Source organism: Bradyrhizobium sp. T-1 (genome assembly GCF_053592855.1).
The window spans coordinates 2,005,670-2,028,092 of sequence record NZ_CM132115.1 but is presented as its reverse complement, the minus strand read 5'-3'; the positions used below and the strand labels follow the sequence as shown (position 1 = coordinate 2,028,092).

The 22,423-nt window shown below is 63.7% G+C and carries 23 protein-coding genes; 9 read left to right on the top strand and 14 right to left on the bottom strand.

Translation table 11 applies throughout. The annotated features are described in order from the left end of the window. Nucleotides 1-9: 9 nt before the first annotated feature. The 4 genes from ACWAT4_RS09810 to ACWAT4_RS09795 are packed head-to-tail and all read right to left on the bottom strand — an operon-like array spanning nt 10 to nt 2,722. Nucleotides 10-483, bottom strand: coding sequence for a flagellar protein FlgN (locus ACWAT4_RS09810; protein ID WP_212299091.1), 474 nt, complete (start codon nt 481-483; stop codon nt 10-12). Between the two features lie 9 nt (nt 484-492). Beyond that, entirely contained in the window at nt 493-753 is a 261-nt protein-coding gene (locus tag ACWAT4_RS09805) for a hypothetical protein (protein ID WP_212299092.1), read from the bottom strand. A 3-nt stretch (nt 754-756) separates the two neighbouring features. After that, nucleotides 757-2,022, bottom strand: a complete 1,266-nt coding sequence (flgE, locus tag ACWAT4_RS09800; protein WP_212299093.1) for a flagellar hook protein FlgE — start codon at nt 2,020-2,022, stop codon at nt 757-759. 31 nt (nt 2,023-2,053) lie between these two features. Beyond that, a complete protein-coding gene (locus tag ACWAT4_RS09795) occupies nt 2,054-2,722 on the bottom strand; it encodes a flagellar hook assembly protein FlgD (protein ID WP_212299094.1) in 669 nt (222 codons plus the stop codon). Between the two features lie 352 nt (nt 2,723-3,074). On the opposite strand from ACWAT4_RS09795, the gene ACWAT4_RS09790 reads away from it, so the two are divergent. Continuing rightward, complete coding sequence (locus tag ACWAT4_RS09790) at nt 3,075-4,226, top strand: IS4 family transposase (RefSeq protein WP_212299202.1); 1,152 nt, start codon at nt 3,075-3,077, stop codon at nt 4,224-4,226. Between the two features lie 70 nt (nt 4,227-4,296). On the opposite strand, the gene ACWAT4_RS09785 is transcribed toward ACWAT4_RS09790, so the two are convergent. The 3 genes from ACWAT4_RS09785 to fliD all read right to left on the bottom strand — a co-directional run bounded on the left by ACWAT4_RS09785 (nt 4,297) and on the right by fliD (nt 6,814). Then, complete coding sequence (locus ACWAT4_RS09785; protein WP_212299095.1) at nt 4,297-4,569, bottom strand: hypothetical protein; 273 nt, start codon at nt 4,567-4,569, stop codon at nt 4,297-4,299. A 170-nt stretch (nt 4,570-4,739) separates the two neighbouring features. Continuing rightward, complete coding sequence (locus ACWAT4_RS09780) at nt 4,740-5,180, bottom strand: flagellar export chaperone FliS (RefSeq protein WP_212299096.1); 441 nt, start codon at nt 5,178-5,180, stop codon at nt 4,740-4,742. Then, nucleotides 5,180-6,814 (bottom strand): flagellar filament capping protein FliD, encoded by a 1,635-nt coding sequence (fliD, locus tag ACWAT4_RS09775; RefSeq protein WP_349630941.1) that lies wholly within the window; start codon nt 6,812-6,814, stop codon nt 5,180-5,182. The genes ACWAT4_RS09780 and fliD overlap by 1 nt, the downstream gene beginning before the upstream one ends. Between fliD and ACWAT4_RS09770 the strand changes: the two genes are divergently transcribed. Further along, nucleotides 6,714-6,953: a hypothetical protein gene (locus ACWAT4_RS09770; RefSeq protein WP_249149589.1), complete on the top strand. Its 240-nt coding sequence runs from the start codon at nt 6,714-6,716 to the stop codon at nt 6,951-6,953. The genes fliD and ACWAT4_RS09770 overlap by 101 nt on opposite strands. Here ACWAT4_RS09770 and ACWAT4_RS09765 read toward each other — a convergent pair. After that, complete coding sequence (locus ACWAT4_RS09765) at nt 6,950-7,774, bottom strand: flagellin (protein ID WP_212299098.1); 825 nt, start codon at nt 7,772-7,774, stop codon at nt 6,950-6,952. The two genes, ACWAT4_RS09770 and ACWAT4_RS09765, sit on opposite strands and share 4 nt — an antisense overlap. Nucleotides 7,775-7,915: 141 nt before the next feature. Next, nucleotides 7,916-8,614: an RNA polymerase sigma factor gene (locus ACWAT4_RS09760; RefSeq protein WP_212299099.1), complete on the bottom strand. Its 699-nt coding sequence runs from the start codon at nt 8,612-8,614 to the stop codon at nt 7,916-7,918. Nucleotides 8,615-9,127: 513 nt separating this feature from the next. On the opposite strand from ACWAT4_RS09760, the gene ACWAT4_RS09755 reads away from it, so the two are divergent. The 3 genes from ACWAT4_RS09755 to ACWAT4_RS09745 all read left to right on the top strand — a co-directional run bounded on the left by ACWAT4_RS09755 (nt 9,128) and on the right by ACWAT4_RS09745 (nt 13,481). Further along, nucleotides 9,128-11,542 carry an HAD family hydrolase gene (locus ACWAT4_RS09755; protein WP_449730437.1) on the top strand — a complete coding sequence of 805 codons (2,415 nt, stop codon included), beginning with the start codon at nt 9,128-9,130 and terminating at the stop codon, nt 11,540-11,542. A 69-nt stretch (nt 11,543-11,611) separates the two neighbouring features. Continuing rightward, nucleotides 11,612-12,931 (top strand): hypothetical protein, encoded by a 1,320-nt coding sequence (locus tag ACWAT4_RS09750; protein WP_449730436.1) that lies wholly within the window; start codon nt 11,612-11,614, stop codon nt 12,929-12,931. A 13-nt stretch (nt 12,932-12,944) separates the two neighbouring features. Next, nucleotides 12,945-13,481, top strand: a complete 537-nt coding sequence (locus ACWAT4_RS09745) for a hypothetical protein (RefSeq protein WP_449730435.1) — start codon at nt 12,945-12,947, stop codon at nt 13,479-13,481. 1 nt (nt 13,482) lies between these two features. On the opposite strand, the gene ACWAT4_RS09740 is transcribed toward ACWAT4_RS09745, so the two are convergent. Genes ACWAT4_RS09740 through ACWAT4_RS09720 form a run of 5 tightly spaced genes read right to left on the bottom strand, consistent with a single transcriptional unit; the run spans nt 13,483 to nt 18,878 of the window. After that, complete coding sequence (locus ACWAT4_RS09740) at nt 13,483-14,733, bottom strand: acetyl-CoA hydrolase/transferase family protein (protein WP_449730434.1); 1,251 nt, start codon at nt 14,731-14,733, stop codon at nt 13,483-13,485. A gap of 30 nt (nt 14,734-14,763) precedes the next feature. Further along, nucleotides 14,764-15,930 carry an acyl-CoA dehydrogenase family protein gene (locus ACWAT4_RS09735; RefSeq protein ID WP_449730433.1) on the bottom strand — a complete coding sequence of 389 codons (1,167 nt, stop codon included), beginning with the start codon at nt 15,928-15,930 and terminating at the stop codon, nt 14,764-14,766. A 38-nt stretch (nt 15,931-15,968) separates the two neighbouring features. Then, nucleotides 15,969-17,258 (bottom strand): TRAP transporter large permease, encoded by a 1,290-nt coding sequence (locus ACWAT4_RS09730; protein ID WP_449730432.1) that lies wholly within the window; start codon nt 17,256-17,258, stop codon nt 15,969-15,971. 12 nt (nt 17,259-17,270) lie between these two features. Continuing rightward, entirely contained in the window at nt 17,271-17,825 is a 555-nt protein-coding gene (locus tag ACWAT4_RS09725) for a TRAP transporter small permease (protein ID WP_449730431.1), read from the bottom strand. A gap of 27 nt (nt 17,826-17,852) precedes the next feature. After that, nucleotides 17,853-18,878: a TRAP transporter substrate-binding protein gene (locus tag ACWAT4_RS09720; protein WP_212299107.1), complete on the bottom strand. Its 1,026-nt coding sequence runs from the start codon at nt 18,876-18,878 to the stop codon at nt 17,853-17,855. Between the two features lie 227 nt (nt 18,879-19,105). On the opposite strand from ACWAT4_RS09720, the gene ACWAT4_RS09715 reads away from it, so the two are divergent. The 4 genes from ACWAT4_RS09715 to ACWAT4_RS09700 are packed head-to-tail and all read left to right on the top strand — an operon-like array spanning nt 19,106 to nt 22,421. Further along, nucleotides 19,106-20,308: a CaiB/BaiF CoA transferase family protein gene (locus ACWAT4_RS09715; protein WP_212299108.1), complete on the top strand. Its 1,203-nt coding sequence runs from the start codon at nt 19,106-19,108 to the stop codon at nt 20,306-20,308. A 43-nt stretch (nt 20,309-20,351) separates the two neighbouring features. After that, complete coding sequence (locus ACWAT4_RS09710; protein ID WP_449730430.1) at nt 20,352-20,804, top strand: MaoC family dehydratase; 453 nt, start codon at nt 20,352-20,354, stop codon at nt 20,802-20,804. Continuing rightward, entirely contained in the window at nt 20,804-21,655 is an 852-nt protein-coding gene (locus ACWAT4_RS09705; protein WP_449730429.1) for an HpcH/HpaI aldolase/citrate lyase family protein, read from the top strand. The genes ACWAT4_RS09710 and ACWAT4_RS09705 overlap by 1 nt, the downstream gene beginning before the upstream one ends. A 22-nt stretch (nt 21,656-21,677) precedes the next feature. Continuing rightward, complete coding sequence (locus ACWAT4_RS09700) at nt 21,678-22,421, top strand: IclR family transcriptional regulator (RefSeq protein ID WP_212299110.1); 744 nt, start codon at nt 21,678-21,680, stop codon at nt 22,419-22,421. The last annotated feature ends 2 nt before the right edge of the window (nt 22,422-22,423 follow it).

The window sequence follows — 22,423 nt, the reverse complement described above, 5'->3', positions numbered from 1 at the left end:
CCCGGCTCGTCAGGCGCTGCGGCTGGTGCCGCTGGAGACGGCGCGCGCGGCCACCCGGCCGGAGGCGCCATAGGGCGACACCGCGGCGATCTGCTCGCGGATCGCCTGCATGACGGCCTCGATCCGGCGGTTGCTGGCCTCGATCGCGGCGCGCAGACGCACCAGGTTCTCGTCCATCGCCGCGCGCAGCTTGAAAATCCGATCCAGGAGCTGCTCGCGCAGGATCCGGTCGCGTACGTTCAGGGTGGTCGTACCGGCCGCGCACTCCGCGACCGTGCGCTCGAAGATCTCCGCCAGGCGGTTCTTCTCGTCGACCTGCTTCAGGCGCGAAGCCGGCAGGCCCTTGGCCAGCTCCGCATTTTCGTCGGCGACCAGCGCGATCAGGACGTCAATCAGCCCGATCAGCGACTTGATCCGGACGTCGCCATTTGCGGCGTTGGTCCGCGTGGCTTGGTGATTGGCTTGGGCTACACTCATGGTCATGGCCTTCTTCTAACTATGCCGTTTGCCGCGATGGGCTTGCGAGTTACGCAAGTAAGCGCCAATCGCAGTCGTCCTGACGGTCGCCTGTCTCATCTCGCTTTCGATTCCCGCGCATTCCTTCAACAGGCCGCGCCGCGTCATCTCGATATCGTCGAGCAGCGCGAGGAGCTGCTTGTGATCGGTTTCCTTGACGGTCGCCGCCCGCGCTACCAGCCGTCGCAGCCGGCGCAGCAGCGCTTCTCCGGCGGCGCTCGCCTTCTCACCGCGCATCGCTCACCTCATCGCCGAGATCAGGGTGTCGTACATCTTGTTGACCGTGGAGATGACCTGCGACGCGGCCGAATAAGCCTGCTGCGCCGAAATCATGCTGGAGAACTGGCTGGAAGTGTCGGTGGTGGATGATTCCAGCTCGCTGCCGTAGATCGTGCCTGCGCCGTTCTCGCCGGAAGCCTGCAGCGCGGCATTCCCCGACGCCACGGTCGCGGAATAGAGACCATCGCTGGCGGCGGAAAGCCCGGTTGGATCGGCAAAGGTCGCAACTGCGATCTTGTAGATCGCGATGGTCTGGCCGTTGGAATAGGTGGCGTCGACGATGCCATTTTTGCCGATCGAGATGCTGGACAGCTTGCCGTAAGACAGGCCGTCCGACGAGATGCTGGTGACGTTGACCGTCGGCGTCGTCTCGCCCGAGGCGTATTGTGTCAGACCGTCGGTGCCTCCGGCGGTGCCGAGACTCATCGTGATCGTGCTGTCCGCGGCCCCGTCGGTCCAGCCCGTCACCGCGACGGTCGCCGGACTCGGGCTGGTGCTCGCCAGCGAGCCGTCGCTGTTGAAGGTGATGTCGATCGTGCCAGAGGCCGTGCCGGTCGCGGTCGTGGTATCGGATGTCGAGGTCGGGTTGGCGAAGCTCGCACTCCAGGTGTTGGTCCCGGTCTTGGTCCAGGTGACCTGCATGGAGTTCGCCGCACCGAGCGAATCGTAAACGGTCATCGAGCTGGTATAGGTGTCGCCGGTCGTCGCATCCGACGGCAGGTTCGCCGCAATCGTGGTCTTGGTCGTGGCGCTGCCGCTGGTCGAGGCGACCTGGGTGTTGATGGCCTCCAGATTGCTCGCCGATTCATTGCCGACGACGTTGCCGTCGGCGTCGGTGCGCCAACCCTCCAGGTAACTGCCGTTGTTCTCGAGATAGCCGGCATTGTCGGTCGAGAAGGCACCGTTGCGGGTATAGGAAACGGTGCCGCCCGACGTGGCGCTGGTCACGACGAAGAAGCCGGAGCCCTGGATCGCGACGTCGGTGGCGTTCGAGGTCGTGGCCAGCAGGCCCTGCTGCGTGATGTTGGCCCGGCCCGAGACGGTGACGCCGCCCGAGGCATAGGCCATCGTGTTGCTCGACGCGGTGACGAGATCGTCGAACATCGCGGACGTCGTTTTGTATCCCGTCGTGCTGGAATTTGCGATGTTGTCGCTGATCATCGACAGGGACTGGCTCTGCGCGCTGAGCGCGGAGATCGCCGACGAGAGTGCACCGGTGAGACTCATGATGAAACTCCGAGAAAATCAGGACGCGCGATCAGGACGTGACGCCGATGATGTTGGAAGCGCTGACCGAGACGCCGTTCACGGTGAGCGAGGGCGTGGATGTCGAGGTATCGATGCCGGTCACCGTGCCGGTGACGGTCGTGTAATTGAGGACCGAGTTGCCGGCGGAATCCGTCGCCGTCACCGAGATGGTGTACTGGCCGCCGTCAGCGAGCTGGGTGCCGCTGGAGCTCTTGCCGTCCCAGGTGAAGGTGTTGGAGCCGGAATTTCCGGTCCCGGTGCCGGTGTAGACCGTGTTGCCGGAGGAGTCCTTGATGGTGATCGCGACGTCGGACGCGGCCGAGGACAACGAGTAGCCGAACGTCGCCGAGCCGTTGCTCAAGGTCGCGGTGTCGGTCTTCGCCTCGACGGTGTGGCCGATATAGTTCACCGAGTTCAGCGTCACCAGGCTCGAGAACGAGCTCGCGAGCGAGGACAGATTGGTGTTGATCGACTGCTGCTGGCTGAAATTGGCGTAGGAGGTGAGCTGATTGATGAAGTCGGTGGTCGAGGTCGCGTTCAACGGATCCTGGTTCTGCAGCTCGCTGACGAGCAGGCTCAGGAAATCGCTGGAGGTGAGCGACGAACTGGACGACGTGCTCGACGATGACGATGTCGTCGTGGTCGCAGTCGTTGCAGAACTCGTTGCGGAAACTGTCATCAGGAACTCCGGCTTTCTCGCGCAGCCGGCGACGGCGATGCCGGTCGGTGCGCTTGAAATCTGTGTGCTGATGAAACGCGTGGCTGCGCGGATTCAGGCGCGGATTCACCCGCGAGGAATTCGCTTTCGATTAGGCAAAATCTGCCTCGTGGAAGCGCGTGAAACGCTTCCACAACGTCATCGCCGGGCTTGTCCCGGCCATCCACGCGACGCTCGCAATCTCAAGAACGTGGATGCCCGGGACAAGCCCACGGCTGTCCGGTTTAAATTTATTGGACGAAGCGCATGGCGTTGATTCTACTCGATCCTGGACGTCTGCAAGCGTTCCGGGACACGAATGGAGATCAGCGCCATGCCGCACCACAATACAGTATTTCGCGATCTGCTGAAGCTTGTGCCGTGGCATCGGTTCGAGGCGCTTGTGGACGATCATGATGCCGACGCGCGGGTTCGCCGGCTCTCGACCAAGGGCCAGTTTGTGGCACTGCTCTACGGCCAGCTGTCGGGCGCCTCGGGCTTGCGCGAGATCGTGACCGGGCTTTCGAGCCACGCGGCCCGGCTCTATCATCTGGGCGCGGATCCGGTCCGCCGGTCGACGATGTCGGATGCCAATGCCAAGCGGCCTGTTGCGGTGTTCGGCGAACTGCTGGAAGTCATGATGAAGCAGGCCCATCGCGGGCTGCGCCGCAAGCTCGCCGAGACGACCTATCTAATTGATTCCACGAGTGTGCGTTTGAACGAGCACAGCTCCGGCTGGGCCCGGTTCTCGTCCGGGGTCTGCGGCGCCAAGGTGCACGTGATCTACGATGCCGACGCCGATCGTCCGATCTATGCCGCGGTCAGTGCTGCTAACGTCAACGACATCACTGCAGCCCATCAGATGCCGATCACGCCGGGTGCGACCTATGTCTTCGACCTCGGATATTACGATTATGCCTGGTGGGCCGAGCTTGATGCCGTCGGCTGCCGCATTGTCAGCCGGTTCAAATCCAACACCCCGATCGATGTGGTCAAGGAGCTGCCGGTCACCCCGGACAGCAACATCCTGTCCGATCGCATCGGCTTCCTCCCGGCACGCCAAGCCAGATGCCGCCGCAACCCGATGCAGGATGCGGTGCGCGAGGTGCGCATCACCACCGAGACAGGAAAGGTGCTGCGCCTGCTGTCGAACGATCTCGATGCCAGCGCCGAGGACATCGCCGATCTTTACCGCCGCCGCTGGGCCATCGAGCTGTTCTTCCGCTGGGTCAAGCAGACCCTCAAGATCACTCGCTTCGTTGGCACCTCAGAAAACGCCGTGCGAATCCAGATTGCCGTTGCCCTGATCGCCTTCCTGCTGCTGCGCCTCGCTCAGGCCACGCAGCAAGCCATTCGAAGTCCGCTCGTCTTCGCAAGGCTGGTTCGCGCTAATCTCATGCAACGCCGCCGTATCGACAACTTGCTCGCCCCGCCGCCGACCGTCCAAGATCAGCGGCAGATGTGCCTAGGTCTTCCTCAAACCTAAACCGGACAGCCGTGGGACAAGCCCCGGCATGACGATCTCTTGGAGCAATGGGAAAAATCAGAAGAGCCGTTCAGCTCCCCGCGGTCTCGCCTTCGGTGCGCGGCTCGGCGATGTCGCTCTTCGTTTTTGCAGCCGCGGCCGCGATGCGGTCGGCGAGGCCGGCGGGTGCCCGCACCGGGGGAGCCGCGAGCGCGTGGCGCAAGGTGCGCATCTCTTCCAGCAAGGCCTGGGCGGCGGTGGAACGCGCGAGCAGCTCTTGCGCAGGCAAGCGCCGATCGTCGGGCCAGAGGGAGAGATCCTCGCCCAGCCGATCGATCAGTTCCTCAAACTCGGTGACGTCCATCGCCCGCCGATCCCGCCTCGGTCAGGCCCATCATAAAGCATCGCAGGTGCGGCGGAAACCGATTTCCGGCGGCCTCACGCGCCAAAAGTGCCCGGGCCACTACGGAAAGAGGCCCAAACTGCGGAGCAAAGATCGGCGGGACGCTTCGACGACCCGCCGCCCCTCGCCTTTCAGCCCGTGCGGGCCGAATCGACCGGCGCGGCCTTGCCGGTCCGCACCGTCGCGTCGACCTGCTCCCAGGCCTCTCGTAGTTCGGTCACGGCCGCGATGATGCGCTGAAAGCTCTCCCGCGCATGCGGCCGGCCGAACGCCTTGTGGCTCGCCACGATCAGGCTGCTGTAGGTCTGGAACAACCGCTCGGCCACTGCCCGACCCTTGGCCCCACCCTTGGTGAAGTCGAGATTATGGCTGAGCCCGCGCAGGATCGCGGTCGCCTTCAGCAAATAGTCGTGCGCCTCCTCGAAGCGCCGCGCTTCCTGCGCGGCCAGCGACTTCTGGAAGAAGGTGATCGCGCCGCCCAGCAGCATCGAGATCGCCTTCAGCGGCGGCACGCTGGTGGCCGCGCCCCGATAGGCCTGATTGGCCATGTACGCCATCGGATTATGCATCATCAACTACTCGAGCTGGAGTTAAGCAAGGCCTTGAGATAGGTGAGCGTGTTGTTCGCGCTCGTGATCGCGGCCTGGTAATTCGCGTATTGGGTCTGGAGCTGGGTCTGGTAGGCCGACGCGGCGCTCTCGATGTCGTCGACCTTCTGCTGAAGCTCGGTGTCGCGATCGGTCAGGTTCGTGATCAGCGTCTGCAGCGAGCCCGAGCTCGACGAATAGGTCTTGGACAACTGATAGAGCTGGGTGGCGATACCCGATGTCGAGGTCACCGTGATCGACTGCGACGTCGACCCGGAATAGCTGAAGGCCATACCGGCATAGGCCGTTCCGGCCGCACCGATGATCGTCGTGCCGCTGACCGTGAACAGCGAGGAATCGCCGCCGACCGAGGCGGAGGTGAGGTTTCCGGACGAATCCACCGTGAGATCGAGCGTGAAGGATTGCGGCGAGGTCCCGGTGTTGACGACACTGAGCTGGCTCGACGACGTCTTGGTCTGCGCCGACAGCAGCGTCGTGACACCGCTCAAATTCGTGCTGAGGACGTTGGACAGCGTCGAGGTGTCGAGCTCGAGCTCGTTCTTCTCGTTGAAGGACAGGCCGAGATCGGCCATGGTGAGGCCCCCCACCGTGCTGTTGAGCGCGTTCTGGAGCGAATCCATGATGTCGCGCGTGGTGCCGTCGCCGAACAGCACCGCGCTCGAATCCGCCGTGCCGTCCGAGGCGGTCGCCTGCTGCGCGATCACTGCATCGCGGAACGTGTTGTAGTTGGTGACGAGGTTCTCGACCGCGGTTTCGATCTGGCTGGTGTCGGGCTCGATGCTGATGCTGAGCGACGTTCCGCTCGGCGTCGCCTGTAGCAGGTTGAAGGTCACGCCGGTGAGCACGTCGGTGATATCGTTGGTATCTCGCGTCATCGAGATGCCATCGACGGAAAATTCGGCCGCCTGCGACGTCTGCAGCACGTCGGCAAAGGCGCCGGTGCTGTCGGTCACGCCGAGTTCGTTCAGAATATCGTCGCCGGACGTGCTGGAATAGCTTATGTCGGCGGCATCCTCGGTGCCGGTCAGCACCATTTCATATGACCCGCTCGACACCTGAACGATCGAGGCCTGCACATTGGTGGTCGAGGTCTGGGCGTTGATGGCGTCGACGACGTCCTGCAGTGACATCGTGCTGGTAACGGTGATATCGGCGGTGCTGCCGCTGCCGAGCCCGAGGGAGAACGTGCCGGAATAGCCTAGCGCGCTGGTCTGGCTCGACTGCGAGGTGCCGACCACCTTCTGCGCGGTCGCGACCTGGCTGATGGTCAGCGTGTGGTCGCCGGTCGCCGCGCCATTGCTGACGGACATCGAGAGCGCGGAGGACGCGCTCACGTCGCCGGACGAACTGATGGTTGCCGCGCGCGTGGCGAAGGCGTTGGTCGCGAGCGAATTGACGACGGCGGTCGCGAGCGAGGACAGGCCGCTGGAGAGCGTCGAGAGATCGGTCTGGAGCGTCTGGTAGGCGGAGACCTTGGCCTCGTTGTTGGTGATCGAGGTGGAGATCGTTGTCGCTGCCGTCAGCTTGGCGTTCACCGCGGCGGTGATCAGCGCGCTCCAGTCCACGCTGGTCGACGTCGTCGTACCGGTCGTGGTCACCGTGGAGGCGCTCGACGCGCTCGTGCTGGCGGTGCTGCTGGTGCTCGAACTGACTGACGTCACTGTGCTGCCCGATCCATTCCAGGGTGAACCGGGCCGGCATCATGCCGGCCCGGAGATCACTGGCCTCAGCGCTTAGCCGAGCAGCTTGAGCAGGTACTGCGGCATCTGGTTCGCGGCGGATTCGGCCGACACCGCGGCCTGGGTCTTCACCTCGGCCGAGGATAGCGTGGCCTGCTCGGCGGCGATATCGACGTCCTTGATCGCCGAGTTCGCCGACTGCAGGTTCTGGGTCTGGGTCGAGATCGAGTCGGACGAGAAGTTGAACCGCGATTCCTGCGCGCCGATGCTGGCGCGGGCGGCCGAGACCGTGTCGATCGCGGTATCAAGCGTGTCGAGGGCCGAGGCCGCATCCGAGAGCGAGCTGACGTCGAGCGACGAAACACCGAGCGAGGACGCCGTCAGGCTGGTCAGCGTGATGGTGATGGTGTCCGAGCCCGAGGAGCCGACCAGCACCGAGACGCCGGAGGCAAACACGCTGGAGCCGTCGAGCAGGCTCTGGCTGGAATAACGCGTGCCGCTCGCAATCGAATCGATTTCACTCGTGAGCTGCGTAAATTCCGAGTTGATGTAGGCGCGGCTGGAGTCGGTCGTGGTGCCCGAGGCCGATTCGGAGGCCAGCGACTTCATGCGCGCCAGAATGTCCGAGATATTGGAGGCACCGCCGTCGGCGGTCTGCAGGATGGCCGTGGCCTGCGAGGCGTTGGTCGCAGCCTGCTGCAAGGTCGTGACGTCCGACGAGATGCGGGTCGAGATCGCGAGGCCGGCGGCATCGTCGGAGGCGGAGGTGATGCGCGAGCCGCTCGACAGCTTGGCCAGCGCGCTGCTCTCCTGCGCGGAATTGATGTTGAGGTAGCGAACCGCAGAGTTCGCCGCGGTATTGGTGGAAATTGCAGGCATTGGAAACTCCTGTGCTGATGGGCATGGCGTGCCGCATCGTTGAAGACGATTGACGACGCGGACCGCAGCCCCGTCCGTTCGCTCAAACGGGCGAGCGCAAGGAGATCAGGCGCGAAAATTCTCGCGCGCCGAATTTTATGGTTAGCAATCGGTGAACGCAGTGCGGATGTCGCGTTCGTGCTTGCGCAGCAATTGGCGCAGCTGCTGACGTCCGCGCTTGAGCAGGGACTCCACTGCCGCCACCGTGGTGTCCATGACTTGGGCGATCTCGCCGTTGCTCATGTTCTCGTGGTACGAGAAGATCACCGCGATGCGCTGCTGCTCGGGCAGGCGCTGCATCGCGAGCTCCAGCATACCGTTCAATTCATTCCGCTCGATGAGCTCGACGGCGCCGGGTTGGCCGTCGGCGACTTCCGGCACGGCCTCGACATTCTCGTTGCGCGGCTTGCGGCGCAGATCGATGCAGCGGTTGGAGATGACGCGGTAAAGCCACGTCGAAAACTTCGCGCGGCCATGCTGCCAGCGCCCGCGATGGCTCCAGATCTTGAGCATGGTGTCCTGCACCACGTCTTCGGCATCCGCGGCGTTGCCGACGATGCGTAGCGCGATCGCGTAGGCGCGATCGATGTGACGCTCGACCAGCACGCGGAACGCGGCCTCGTCGCCGGTGGCGAGCTTGTCCAGGAGTTCGCTGTCCTCGTCGAAGACGATGTCGGCAGCGACCGGCGTGCTGTCCGGCGCCAGCGGCACCGATGGCGTCACGGGCACGATCTCGTCAACCGGCAGCGTCGTCGTGATCTCGGCCTCGGCGGGAGCCCAGACATCAGCAGCGTAACTCATCCCGCAATCTCCAACCCGCAATGCCGGCGGCGCACATGCCGCACGGCTTCCAGGCGTTGAACGCGGGGCCAAAACAATCCAGGCGGAGAATTTTTGTTATTTTTCAAGATGTTAGCCGGTATCTTTTGCCGAGTGTCGGGCAATAATTGCCGGGCGCGCGCGTTCTCCGCGCTTCACACCTGCAATCATCACATCGTCTCGCGCCATGACGGATCATCCATCCTGAACAGATGTCGTTGAGAGAAAACGCTGACATTACGCTACACTAGGTGATCAAACGCGACGCGCGCGATGCGCATCAAGAAGCGACTGTGTCCGAGTGTGAATGAACGCGAGACCACTTTCGCACCCGGCAATTTTTTCCGAATCACCATTTTCGAACCTAGCGATTTTTTTGAATCTGTCAGTCGCGACGAATGCGTTTTTGAATCGCGGGTAAATTTTTTTTGCGCCTATGACGCCTGACATCGCGATCGCGCACGTTAATCGATCCGATTGATGGGGAATCCTGGGATGACGATCGCAACCGCTGGCGCGAAGCGTCGCGCACAAATTGTTTCTGCTTGGTCGTTCGATGTTTTCGATACATTTCTTCTTCGCGCCTGCACGACGCCCGATGGCGTGTTTGAAAGGACTTACGAGCTGTCCGGCATTTCACGGACTTGTCCGAATGTTTCCGCGAGTTTCGTTCAACATCGCATCCAAGCCGAAGCACGCGCGCGGAGAACCGCAAAAGAGAAGCGCGGCACAGGCGAAGTCCGCATCGATGAAATCTATTCCTATTTTCCGTTCAGGCTGTTCGGCCTCGCGCGCCGCCAACTGAACGACCTCGTCGAATCAGAGTTCGCAGCCGAGCTCGAGCTCTGTCGCGCCAATCCGGACATGCTTCGGCAATATCTGGACATGAAGCGTGCCGGCCACCGCGTCGGATTCATCTCAGACACCTATTGGGATTCCGATCGATTGGCGCGACTGCTGCGCGCATGCCGCCCCGACCTGAGATGGGACTTCCTCTACGCCTCCTGCGACCATGGCAGCGGCAAGAGCGAGGCACTTTTCGCAAGATATCTGACCGAGCAGGGCTTCGACGCCGGGGCCTCCTTTCACGTCGGCGACAACGACAGGGCCGACATCAAAGGCGCCAGGCGCCACGGCATTCACCCGCGCTATTATCCACAGGCGACCGCCCAATTGGCCTCGAAATTCCAGCGCGAGACTACGCTGCTCGAACTGTTATGCGCCGGCGCGCCATCCTGGCTCGATCACGGAGCGCGGACCTTGCGGCGCATGGTCGCCGCACGCAACGCCGAAAGATCTCCCGCCTTCCATCTCGGCATGACCGTGCTGGGCCCGGTGATGACGGCCTTCGACGCCTTCATCGCCCGGCGCTGCGCGGAGGTGGCGGGCCCCGGCCGAAAGGTCGCCCTCGCCTTCCTCGGCCGCGACGGTTTTCTGCCGCACCGGATCTGGGAGGAATTGCACGGTCCCACGTCGGCCTATCTCGAGATCAACCGGCGCGTCAGCCTGATCGCATCGGCCGATACCATGCAGCCGTTGGTCGATCTTCTCAGCAAGGTGTTGAAGATCGACGCGCCGACCTTCCGCGACATGATCAAGCTGCTGCCTCCGAAAGTCGCCATGTTCTTCGCTGGATATCCCGACGGAATCGCGCTCGGCGAGGATCTCGCCGAAGCCCTGCCGGAGCTGATGGACGCCAGCGAGATCGTCGGGCTCGCCGCCGATCTGCGGGCGCGGCTGCTTGCCTATCTGCGCCACACGATTCCTGGTTTCGACGGATGTACCGACCTCGTGCTCGCCGATCTCGGCTATTCCGGCAGCGTGCAGAAGGCGCTGCGCCGCGTCTTTGACCTGGCGGGCCTCGAGATCCGTCTCCACGGCGCCTATCTGATCTCGCTCGACGACGCCTTCGATGATGTCACCGACGAGGACAGCGCGACAGGCTTCATCTCGGACCTCGTGGTAACGCCACACGTCAAGCGCATGCTGGTCCGCAACATCGCGCTGCTGGAACAGATCTGCTGCTCTGCCGATGGTTCGGTCCGCGACTATGACGGCGGCCAGGTGTTGCGCGAGATCAATCCGCGCTCCGCCAGCCAGATCGCGCTAGCTGCGGAGATCCAGGCAGGCAGCCTCGCCTTCGCGAAGAGCGCGGAAGATGTCGCGCTCGACTTCGGTCTCAGCCCCTATGCCGCGCCCGACGTCGCCGCGCGCTGGTGCACGGCGACACTGGCGCGGTTCCTGTTGTTGCCTGACGAGGACGAGCTGGCGCTGCTCGGCGGGTTGAAGCACGACGTCAATCTCGGCACCCATGCGCTGGCGCCGATGACCGACGGCGACTTCATTCGCCGGCAGATCACCGCCCGCGGCTTCTCCGCCGCCTGCACATCAGCTGCGCCGCCGATGTGGCTCGCAGGCAGCTTCGCCCGCCTGTCACCCTCGAATGCCTATCTCTACACGCTGTTCGGGGCCAACCGCCTGCCCGCCGATATCTTCGAGGAGAGTCCCTGCGGCCAGGTCCAGATCGGGCTGTTCCGCGCCAATACCGAGGCGACCCTGGAAACCGCAACCCTCTATCGCACCGGTCTCGGCGAGCTACGCCTGCGCATTCCCCTCTCGCGCACCATGGGCATCGCGATGATCGCGTTGCCGCTGCCGAAATTCGCCAAGGAAGGCCTCCTGCATGGCGTAACCGTCCAATCCGCCGACGACGTCGGCGACGCCGCCGAGAGCCAGGATGTGACCGGTATCGCCGCCGACAGTCTGATCTATGCGGGCATTCAGCGGAACGGCTCGCATTATCGCGTCGAGAATGACGACGCCTGCCTGCTGATTCCGGCCGCCCCGATGACGCAGGACATCGCGATCTATTCGGTTGCAATCACCCCGCTCGGTTCCGGCCTCAGATAGTGCGCCTGATCGCGCCAGCCCGGCCGTTGAAGTCCAAGGGCTGACCGGCGACGCGAGGGGGGCACGGAATTGACGGACGGGACGCATGCGAACCTTGATGACCTCCTGCGATCCGGCGGCATCCGGCTTGGCCGGGCGCAGCGCGATCGCCTGGACTGGCTGACCGGCCAATATGGCGCGCCCGCACTGGATGACCTTACCGGCGGCCGGCGCAGCGGCGTGATCATCCTGAAGGAGCCGCCGAGCGGCGCGGCGGCGGAGCTGTTCTACCGCTCCCTGAATCCCGGTTGTGCCGTCGTCATTCCCGCAAGCGAAAATCCCGGCTTCGACTTCCTGAAGTCCAAGCTGACCGAGTACGGCACAGTCGGCCCCTGCGGCGCCGACGGCCCGCATGAATTGTGGTGGGGCGGCATCGGCTGGTCGAAGTTCCTCAGCGCTGCCGATGCATTCGTCGTGCGCCCGCGGATCGTTTCCTGCTATCCGCGCGGCGGCGACGCGACCGCCGCCTTTGCACTCCGGCAATCGCTCGAACGGTTCGATCTCGCCTGTCATATCGAACCGATCGATACCCAGCTCGGCGATCGCCTGCTCTGTTTCGAGAAAGCGGAGTTCCTGCTGCGAATGTGGAACAAATATCGCGAGCCCCTGCTGTTCGTCGAAGCCGGCGCCGTGCTCCGCGAGGCGCCATTGCTGCCGTCCTTCCTCGGCTGCGACGTCGCGCTCCACAAATGGAATCGCTGGGAGATGTCGGCGCGCACGCTCTATCTCGGTCGCACCAGGGCTGCGGAGATGCTGCTGCGAGCCTGGCAGCATCTCGCGGCGTCCTACCCGGCGATCTGGGAGGGCTATTTGCTCGACCAGGCCTGGAGCCTGACCTCGTCGCAGGTGCCACTCGACACGGTGTGGCTGCCGCGGTCCTATCACGCGCTCGCAGGCGATCTCGGCGCGATGCGCGCCACGGTTCTGCATAACCAGCCGACGACGACGCTGGAGCTCGGGCCAGATCCCGCTTTCGCCGCTCTCGTGCGGACCGCCCGCCGCGCCGGCCGCACCGGCGCGCGCGATGCTTTCATGGTCATGACGTCGAAGCCCGAGGCCGGCAAGGGCATCGCCGTGATCCTGCGCGACATCTCGGCCAGCGACGCCGGCGCGGTCGCCGCCACCGTCGAAGCCGTGACCGGCGCTTATGCCGCCGATTGCGGTGGCTTTGGCCGCTTGGAATTGTCGCTCTGCGCCTGGCAGGACGACGTCGGCGCTGCGCGCGATGCGGCTGCGCTGGCGCGCTACCGCATCCTGGAGATCGCGCCGGGACAGCACATCGCCAACGACTTCTTCGCCCACCACGCGGCCGACGACGCCGTCATGACCGCCCGCCATCTCTTCCCCTGAGGGACATCAGACGATGCTCAAGACCATCATCCTGCTCACCGATACCGTGCAACAGCAGCAGCCGCTGGCCAATCTGCTTCGTGAACACAATCGCGAGCTCGACTTCTGCTCCGCGCTGTGTGCCCAGGACCTCAGCGCCATCGATCCGGAGATCTTGAGCGAGGCGCGTTTGGTGTCCTTTGCCGCCGACGTCGCCGTCCCCGAGAAATTCCTGCTGCAGCTCGGCTATGGTGCTTACAAATTCTATGCCGCAGCAACGCAATACCCGGGGCTGCCGACGGCGCCCGACGAGAGCGATGAGCCCCCGAGCTGCTATTCCGTGATCGCGCAGTCGATGATGATCTGGCCGGATTTCAAGAAGGTCGTGGGCCTGGAAACCGTAACGATCCCGGATGGCACCGCTGCCGCCGAACGTGAGCGGCTGGTATTCACCCGCCTCGCCCATTTGTTCTGGCGGATGTCGATCATGATCGCGGGCGAGGTGACGGATCTCCCCGGGATCATCGGATCCACCGAGAGCCAGCGGCCGACGCTGGCCATGATGAACTGAGCTAGCGCGTAGAGCCGCGGAGCCGCTCCGACAACACATCGCGGTGCTCCGGCGCCGCGATCGCAATCATGCGGCGCGCGCGCTCGGCAAGACCGCAGCCACGCAGCTCGGCGACGCCCCATTCGGTGACGATGGCATCGACATCGGCGCGGGGTGTCGTCACCGTCTCCACATCGGCAACGATCCGGCTGGTGCCGTCCGATGCCGTCGCCGGCAGCGCGATGATCGCCCGTCCGCCGGCGGACACATTGGCCCCGCGGACGAAATCGAGCTGTCCGCCGATCGCCCCGATTGCAACGCCGTTCAGCGTCTCGGAATTCACGCTGCCGTCGAGCCCAACCTGAAGCGCCGAATTGATCGCGACCAGCCGGTTGATCCGCGCCAGCACGCTTTGGCCGTGCGTATACGACGTCGGCCGCACCGCGACCGCCTTGTTCTCGTGGACCCAGCGATAGAGCCGCCTGGTGCCGATCACCTGGTTGGTGACGGTGATCCCTACATCGATTCCCTTCTCCGCATTCGTGACCGCGCCGCGCTCGATCAGATCGACGACGGCGTCATTGATCAGGCCGGAATGAATGCCGAGATTACGCGCGTGGGAGAGCGAGGAGAGAATCGCGTCCGGAATGCGGCCGACGCCGAACTGGAGCGTGCTGCCATCGGTGATCAGACCCGCCGCATGGGCCGCGATGCGCCGCGACACATCGTCCAGAGGTGGGGACGCCAATTCAACGGGGGAATGGCGAGCGGCCACGCGCGTATGGATCGGAACATCCTCCGGCCATTCGGCTCCGAACGTGAAGGGGGTATCCGGATTGATCTCGGCAATGACGAGACGTGCGCCGCGCGCGGCATCGATGACGTAATCGTTGGAGAGGCTGGCACTGAGCCGGCCGTCGCCGGCTTCGGCGAGTTGCACCAGAACGACATCGGCCCGATGGCGGTGCGCGGCGAAGTCGGCACAGAAGGCGCTATAGTTGCTCGGGATCACATCGAGCCGCCCAACCCTGGCCAGCCGCCGCGCATGGCCGATCACGCCATAACTCTGGAAAGAGATGTTGGGCGCGCAAGACCCGGAGAACGTCTCCGAGAAGATAGGCCCGACCATCATCCGGAATGCCGGCAGATCTTCCGCCTGGGCGATCAGAGCTTCGGTCAAGGTGACCGGCTCCGCCGTCGCCTGGCCGCACACCACGAGATCGCCGTCACGGATCAGGTCGGAAAAATCGATCCGCGACGTGCGATCGGGCATCGGCATTGCTCCGAACAATCCGCAGGCACGCTAGTACGACTTGGCGAGCCCCAGCACCTTCTCCGCGATGAAGCTCAGCGCGAGCTGCGGGCTGACCGGCGCGATGCGCGGGATCAGCACCTCGCGCAAATAGCGCTCGACATGGAATTCCTTGGCGTAACCGAAGCCGCCATGGGTCATCACGGCCTGCTCGCAGGCCGAGAAGCCCGCTTCGCCCGCCAGATACTTCGCGGCATTGGCCGCAGCACCGCAGGGCATGCCCTTGTCGTATTGCCACGCCGCCGACATCACCATCAGCCAGGCCGCCTCGAGCTCGACCCAGTTGACGGCGAGCGGATGCTGGATGCCTTGATTCTTGCCGATCGGGCGGTTGAAGACTACGCGGGTCTTGGCGTATTCGGTCGCACGCGACAGCGCGAGCTTGCCGAGCCCAACGGCTTCTGCGGCGATCAGGATGCGCTCGGGGTTCATGCCTTCGAGGATGTACTGAAAGCCCTTGCCCTCTTCGCCGATGCGATCCTCCATCGGGATCTCGAAATCTTCGAAGAACAGCTCGTTGGAATCGACGATTTTGCGGCCCATCTTCTCGATCTCGTGGACCTTGATCTTGTTGCGGTCGAAATCCGTGTAGAACAGGCTGAGGCCGTGGGTGGGCGCGCGCACCTCCTCCAGCGGCGTGGTGCGCGCCAGCAGCAGGATCTTGTGCGCGACCTGGGCGGTTGAGATCCAGACCTTCTGGCCATTGACGATGTAACGGTCGTTCTTGGCGACGGCGCGGGTCTTGAGCTGCGTGGTATTGAGGCCGGTGTTAGGCTCGGTGACGGCGAAGCAGGCCTTTTCGCGGCCCTCGACCATCGGCGGCAGCATGCGCTTGCGCTGCTCCTCGGTGCCGAACACGACCACCGGATTGAGGCCGAACACGTTGATATGCACCGCGGAGGCGCCTGACATGCCGGCACCGGACTCCGCAATGGTGCGCATCATGATCGCGGCTTCGGTGATACCGAGGCCGGAGCCGCCATAAGCTTCCGGCACACAGATGCCGAGCCAGCCGGCATCCGCAAGCGCCTTATGAAAATCATGCGGGAAGCCGCCGTCGTGGTCCTTCTTCAGCCAATAGGCATCGGGAAAGCCTTCGCAGATTTTTGCGATGGCGTCGCGAATGGCTTCCTGCTGATCGGTGAGCGCGAAATCCATGTTCTTGATCTCCTTCTTGGGAGCCGCGAGCTCCGATCTTAGCGCCCCATCTGCGAAGGCAGCCAGAGGATGATAGACGGAAACGCCACCAGGATCGCGATCGCGATCAGATGCGCAATGAAATGCGGGAAGGTGCCGTGGAACACCTCCGCCACCGGCCGCTTGGCGTAGCGGGCGACGATAAAGCAATTCAGCCCGACCGGCGGCGTGATCATGCCGACTTCGGCGGTGACGATCTTGATGACGCCGAACCAGATCGGATCGAAGCCGAGCGTCTTGATCAGCGGCAGCACGATCGGCACGGTCAGCACCAGGATCGCAATCTGGTCCATGAACGAGCCGAGCACGATGTAGCCGCACAGGATGAGGGTGATGATCACCCAGCGCGAGGTCTGCAGCGAGCCGATCCAGGCGACGAGATCCTGCGTCACATGGGTGAGCGTAAAGAAGTAGCCGAAGATCGAGGCACCGACGAGAATCATGATGATCATGCAGGTGCCGTGGCAGGCGCGCAGCAGCGTCTTGTAGAGCGAGGTCGGCGTGATCTTGCCCTTGACGATCGCGAGCAGGAAGGCGCCGAACGCACCGAAGGCGGAGGCTTCGGTCGGCGTCGCGACGCCGAGATAGATCGTGCCTGTGACGATCGAGAACAGCACTACCATCGGCGAGACTTGCCAAAGCAGCGCGAACTTCTTGCGCCATGGCACCGATTTCGCGGCGGGCGCACGCGAAGGGTCCTGCCAGACCAGGAAATAGATCGTGGCCATGATGGTGATGGTGACGAGGATCGCCGGAATGATGCCGCTGATCAGCAGTTTTCCGATATTCACCTCGGCCAGCAGGCCGAAGATGACAAGCGCAACGCTGGTCGGCAGCAGCATCGACAGCGTGCCCGAGATCGCGACGACACCAGCCGCCATCTTCGGCTCGTAGCCCTGACGGATCATCGCGGGAAGACTGGTCGAGGACAGCGTCGCGGCGGACGCCGTCGAGGTGCCGCAGATCGCACCGAACCCGGCGCCGGCCAGTGCCGTCGCCATGCCTAACCCGCCTGGAACACGACCGACCCAGGCCGAGGCCGTCTTGAACAGATCGTCCGCCACGCCCGAGAGCAACACGAGGTCCGCCATCAGCAGGAACATCGGAATGGTAATCAGCTCGTAGGAGGAGACGGTCGAGAGCGGTGCGGTCTCCAGGATGCCGGACAGCGTCGGAAAGCCGCCGACCATGACGAGGCCGACCGAGCCGGAAAACGCCATTGCAAAGCCGACGGGCGTACCAAGCGCGAGCAGGCCGAACAGCAGAGCGAGAACGATGAGAGGTGTCATGGATGCCTGCCGTTACTCGAAGCCGCGCGCTTCGCCGACGCCCGTCACCGGCGGCAGCGGATAGAGGTCGCGTCCGCTGACGAGGCTCATCACATTGCCGATCAGCTGGAGCACCAGCCGCAGCACCAGCACGCCGCAGCCGAACGGCACCAGCGCCGCCGAAATCCAGGTCGGCCAGGGAATGGCGCCCGAGAGCACGTCGTGTTGCTCGTAATTCTCCAGCGCACGCGCGAAGCCGACTTTGCAGATCAGGGCGAACACGAACAGGCCTGCAAGCGCGGTGACGATCTCCGACAGTCGCCGCCCCGCCGGTGAGAAGCGCGACAACAAGATATCGACGCCGACATGCGCATGCTCGCGCAGCGCGTCCGACAGCGTGAAGAAGAACACGCCGGCGAGCAGATAGAGCCCGATCAGATCATAGGTGAAGGAGAACGGGCTGTTCAGCGCATAGCGCATGAACACGTCAGTCACGACCAGCACCATGATCACGAACAGGAACACCACCGCGATCACCGTCAGCGCGCGCTCCAGCCCGCCGAGCACCTGCCCCGCCCGTTCGATCACCTCGCGCCTCCTTCTTGGTCTCGCAGATTACTTGCGGCCGGAAGCCAGCAGGTCTTCGAACTCCTTCAGCGCGGCGGAGGCCTGCTTGCCGCGGCTATCGAGACCGGCGGCCCATTCATGACCGACGCCCTTCAGCTTGTCCTTCATTTCGGCGCGCGTCGCCTCCGGCAGCGGATCGAAGGTGACGCCTTCGTCCTGCATCTGCTTCTTGGTGACTTCGCCTTCCTTGTCGACATCGGCGCAGGCCTTTGGCGTGATCGCCTCCGAGGCCTCGTTCATCGCTTTCTTCACGTCGTCGGGCAGCTTGTCCCAGACCGACTGGTTGATGGAATACGCGACGATGAAGCTGCCGAAGCTGACGCCTTCGGTGGCGTGCTTGACCAGCTTGTCGAGGCCGTATGCGACGACGCTGTCGAGCGGGAACAAGAGCCCGTCCATCGTGCCGCGCGAGAGCGATTCGTAGGCATCGGGAGCAGCCATGCGCACCGGCACGGCGTTGAGCGCGCGCAGCGTGAGATCCTGCGCGCCGCCGGTGGTGCGCAGCTTCAGGCCCTGCATGTCCTTGGTGGTCTCGACCTTCGACTTGACGGTCCACACCTGGTAGGGCGGCAGCACCACGGCCATCAGCAGCTTGATCTTGTTCGGTGCGTATTCCTGCTTGGCCAAAATGCCTTCACGTGCGGTCTTCCAGTAAGCGAGCGTGCCCTGGCAGCTGGTCGCGAATGCGCCCGGCAATTGCGCGACTTCCGACAGCGGCATCTTGTCCGAGACGTAGGACGGCCCGATGTAGCCGATATCGACGACGCCGGACTGCGTCAGCCGCAGCATGTCGGCCGCCTTGCCGATCTGCTGGTTCGGATAATAGGTGAAGGTCACGGCGCCATTGGTGCGCTTGGTGACGTCGTCCATCCAGGGCTTGAGCATCAGGCGGACGAGATAATGGCCGGCGGGGAAGCTATCGGCGACCTTCAGCTCGAGCGCCTGCGCTGACAGTGTCGAGACCGGCAGCGACAAAGCGAGCACGGCTGCAGCCCGGACCAGATTCTTCTTCATTTCATTCTCCCTGACGCGTCCCACGCCGAAAGGCGGCAGCCATGCACCGCCAGCCGTTCGGCTCCTCGCCTATTTCTTGCTTGAGGAAAATGTACATATACATGAATTTATCTGTCAAGTATATGAACTGCGCATGGCCGCATGCACGAACACGCCAATGCGCGGAATTGACTTCGAAAAACTGTGAACTTTAACTCCACGTATATGAATTAATTCCACGAGGCCTTATGGGACCGCTCGCCGGCTTCACCATTCTCGACCTGACCTCTGTGCTGATGGGCCCCTATGGCACCCAGGTGCTGGCGGACATGGGCGCAGACGTCATCAAGGTCGAAAGCCCCGAAGGCGACATCGTTCGCCAGATCGGCCCCGGCCGCACGCCCGGCATGGGCGGGATGTTCCACAATGCCAATCGCGGCAAGCGCAGCATCGTGCTCGATCTCAAGAAGCCGGAGGCGCGCGACACGCTGTTGCGGCTCGCCAAGCGTGCCAACGCGCTCGTCTATAATGTGCGCCCGCAGGCGATGGCGCGGCTCGGCCTCGATTACGAGACGCTCGCCGCAATCAATCCCGCTCTCCTCTATGTCGGCGCTTTCGGTTACGGCCAGTCCGGCCCCTATGCCGCAAAGCCGGCCTATGACGATCTGATCCAGGGCGCAGCGACGATCCCCACGCTATTGGCTGCCGCCGGCGATGGCACGCCACGCTACGTTCCCGTCACCATCGCCGACCGCATCGTCGGCCTGATGATGGTGAATGCCATCATGGGCGGGCTGATGCATCAACAACGCACCGGCCAGGGCCAGCGCATCGACGTGCCGATGTTCGAATCCATGGCTGAGTTCGTGCTGGTCGATCACCTCGGCGGGCTCACCTATGATCCGCCGCTCGACCATGGCGGCTATGTCCGCCTGCTGTCGCGCTATCGCCGGCCCTACAAGACCAGCGACGGCTATCTTTGCGTCCTCATTTACAACGACAAGCACTGGCGCAGCTTCTTCGAGACAATCGGGCAGCCGCATTTCCTCGAGCAGCCGCGCTTTGCGAACCACGCCGCGCGCACAAAACATATCGACGAGATCTATGAGGAGATCGGCCACATCTTCGCAACGCGTACCACAGCGGAGTGGCGCGAGTTACTGGAGCGCGCCGACATTCCAGTGATGCCGATGCATACGCTGGAGACTGTCCTGGACGACCCGCATCTCAAGGCGATCGACTTCTTCAAAACGGTGGATCACCCCGTCGAGGGTCGCATCCGTCAGATGCGCGTGCCCTCGACCTGGAGCGTGACCCAGCCGGAGCCCGCCGGCCCGGCACCGACGCTCGGCCAGCATGGCCGCGACATTTTGCACGAGGCCGGTTTCTCCACTGAGGAGATCGAGCGGCTCGCAGAGCAGAAGGCAATTCACCTGGCTGCGCCGCCTTAAGCGGACGCGGGCCAAATCGCAACGATACAGGGAGGAAGCCGCGATGGCCGGACTTTATTTCGAAGACTTTTCGGTGGGCCAGGAGTTCAGGCATCCGCTGACCCGGACCGTCACGGAAATGGACAACACCATGTTTAGCCTGCTGACGCTCAATCCGCAGCCGCTGCATATCGACGCGCATTTCGCGGAAAAAACCGAGTTCGGCCAGCGCATTTTCAACAGCCTTTATACCCTCGGCATCGTGATCGGCATGACGGTCTATGATACGACCATGGGGACAACCGTTGCCAATCTCGGCATGACCGACGTGGCCTTTCCAAAGCCGGTCTTCCACGGCGATACGCTGCGGGCGACGACGAAGGTGCTTTCTTTGAGAGAATCCAAATCGCGGCCCAAGGCCGGCATCGTCGAGTTCGAACACCACGCCCTGAATCAGAACGACGAGATCGTCGGCAAATGCCGCCGCATGGCGATGATGCACAAGAGGCCGGTCTGATGCGTTCGATGCTGTTCGTGCCGGGCGATTCCCCGCGCAAATTCGAGAAGGCGAGCGAAGGCAAGGCCGACGCGCTGATCATCGACCTCGAGGACTCCGTCGTCACCGACAAGAAGCCTGAGGCACGCGGACTGACGCTGACGATGCTCAAGAGCCGTCGCGGCCCGCACCTGCTTTATGTCCGCGTCAACGCGCTCGACACCGGCATGACGCTCGCCGATCTTGCCGCAGTGATGCCGGGCAAGCCCGACGGCATCGTGCTGCCGAAATCGCAAGGCGGCGACGACGTGCGGCAGGTCGCGACCTGGCTCGAAGCTTTGGAAGCTGCATCCGGCATCACGGTCGGCGCGACGCGCATCGTGTGCGTCGCAACGGAGACCGCCAGCTCGATCTTCGGTCTCGGCAGCTACAAGGGGTGCTCCCCTCGCCTTGCCGGACTGATGTGGGGCGCGGAAGACCTCTCGGCTTCGCTGGGCGCCACCGAGAAGGCGTCGAATGGCGTGTTCCACAGCCCCTATCGCCTCGCGCGCGATCTCTGCCTGATGGCGGCTGCTGCGGCCGAGGTCGCGCCGATCGACACGGTCTATACCGACATCGACAACCTCGCCGGCCTCGAGCAGGAGACGCACGCGGCGCGGCGCGATGGTTTTTCGGCGAAGGCGCTGATCCACCCGAAACACGTCGATGTCGTCAACGCGGCATTCGCGCCGACGGAGGCCGAGCGCAACTGGGCGGAGAAGGTGATTGCAGCCTTCGCGAGCAATCCGAATTCCGGCACGCTGCGGCTCGATGGCCAGATGATCGACAAGCCGCATCTCCGCGCCGCGAAGAAGATCCTCGGCCAGCCTTAAGAAGCAGGAAACAAAGCCCACCATGATCGTTCGCCAAGCCGCAAACGTCCTGGAGATCATGGAATTCTTCGCGCAAACGAAGAAGCCGGCGACGCTTGCCGAGATCGCCGATCATTTCGGCTGGCCGCGCTCGTCGACCTTCAACCTGCTCGCGACACTGTCGGAGAAAGGCTATCTCTACGAACCGCGACCGCGCGCCGGGTTCTATCCGACGCCGCGGTGGCTGGCGATGGCAAGGATGATCTCCGAGGTCGAGCCGCTGCCGCCGTGGACGCATCAGCTGATCGCCGATCTCTCAGCAGAGACCGGCGAGACGGCATCCATCGTCGCGCCGGCCGGCGTCATGGCCGTTTTCATTGACGTCGTCGAGTCCCAGGCGGCGATCCGCTATTTCGCCACCATCGGCCACCGCGTGCCGATCCATGCCACCGCGAGCGGCCGCGCGCTGCTGCTGCAATATTCGCCTGACGAGCGCGACTCCGTCTATCGCAAGATCGAGTTCAAGCAATACGGCCCGTCGACGCCGATCAGCATCGAGGCGGTCGAGACCGAGCTGCGCAATTCGATCGCGCGCGGCTACTGCCAGAGCTTTGCGGATTACAGCCGCGACCTCGCCGGCGCTGCGATCCCGCTGCCGATCGGCGACCGACGGTTGTCGGTGGTCGTGGCAGGGCCGGAATTTCGGATTGGACCGAAGGTGGCCGAGGTCGCCGCGCTGATCGCGCGGACTGTGGACCGGCTGCGGCCGAAGACCACCGCGGCCTAGAG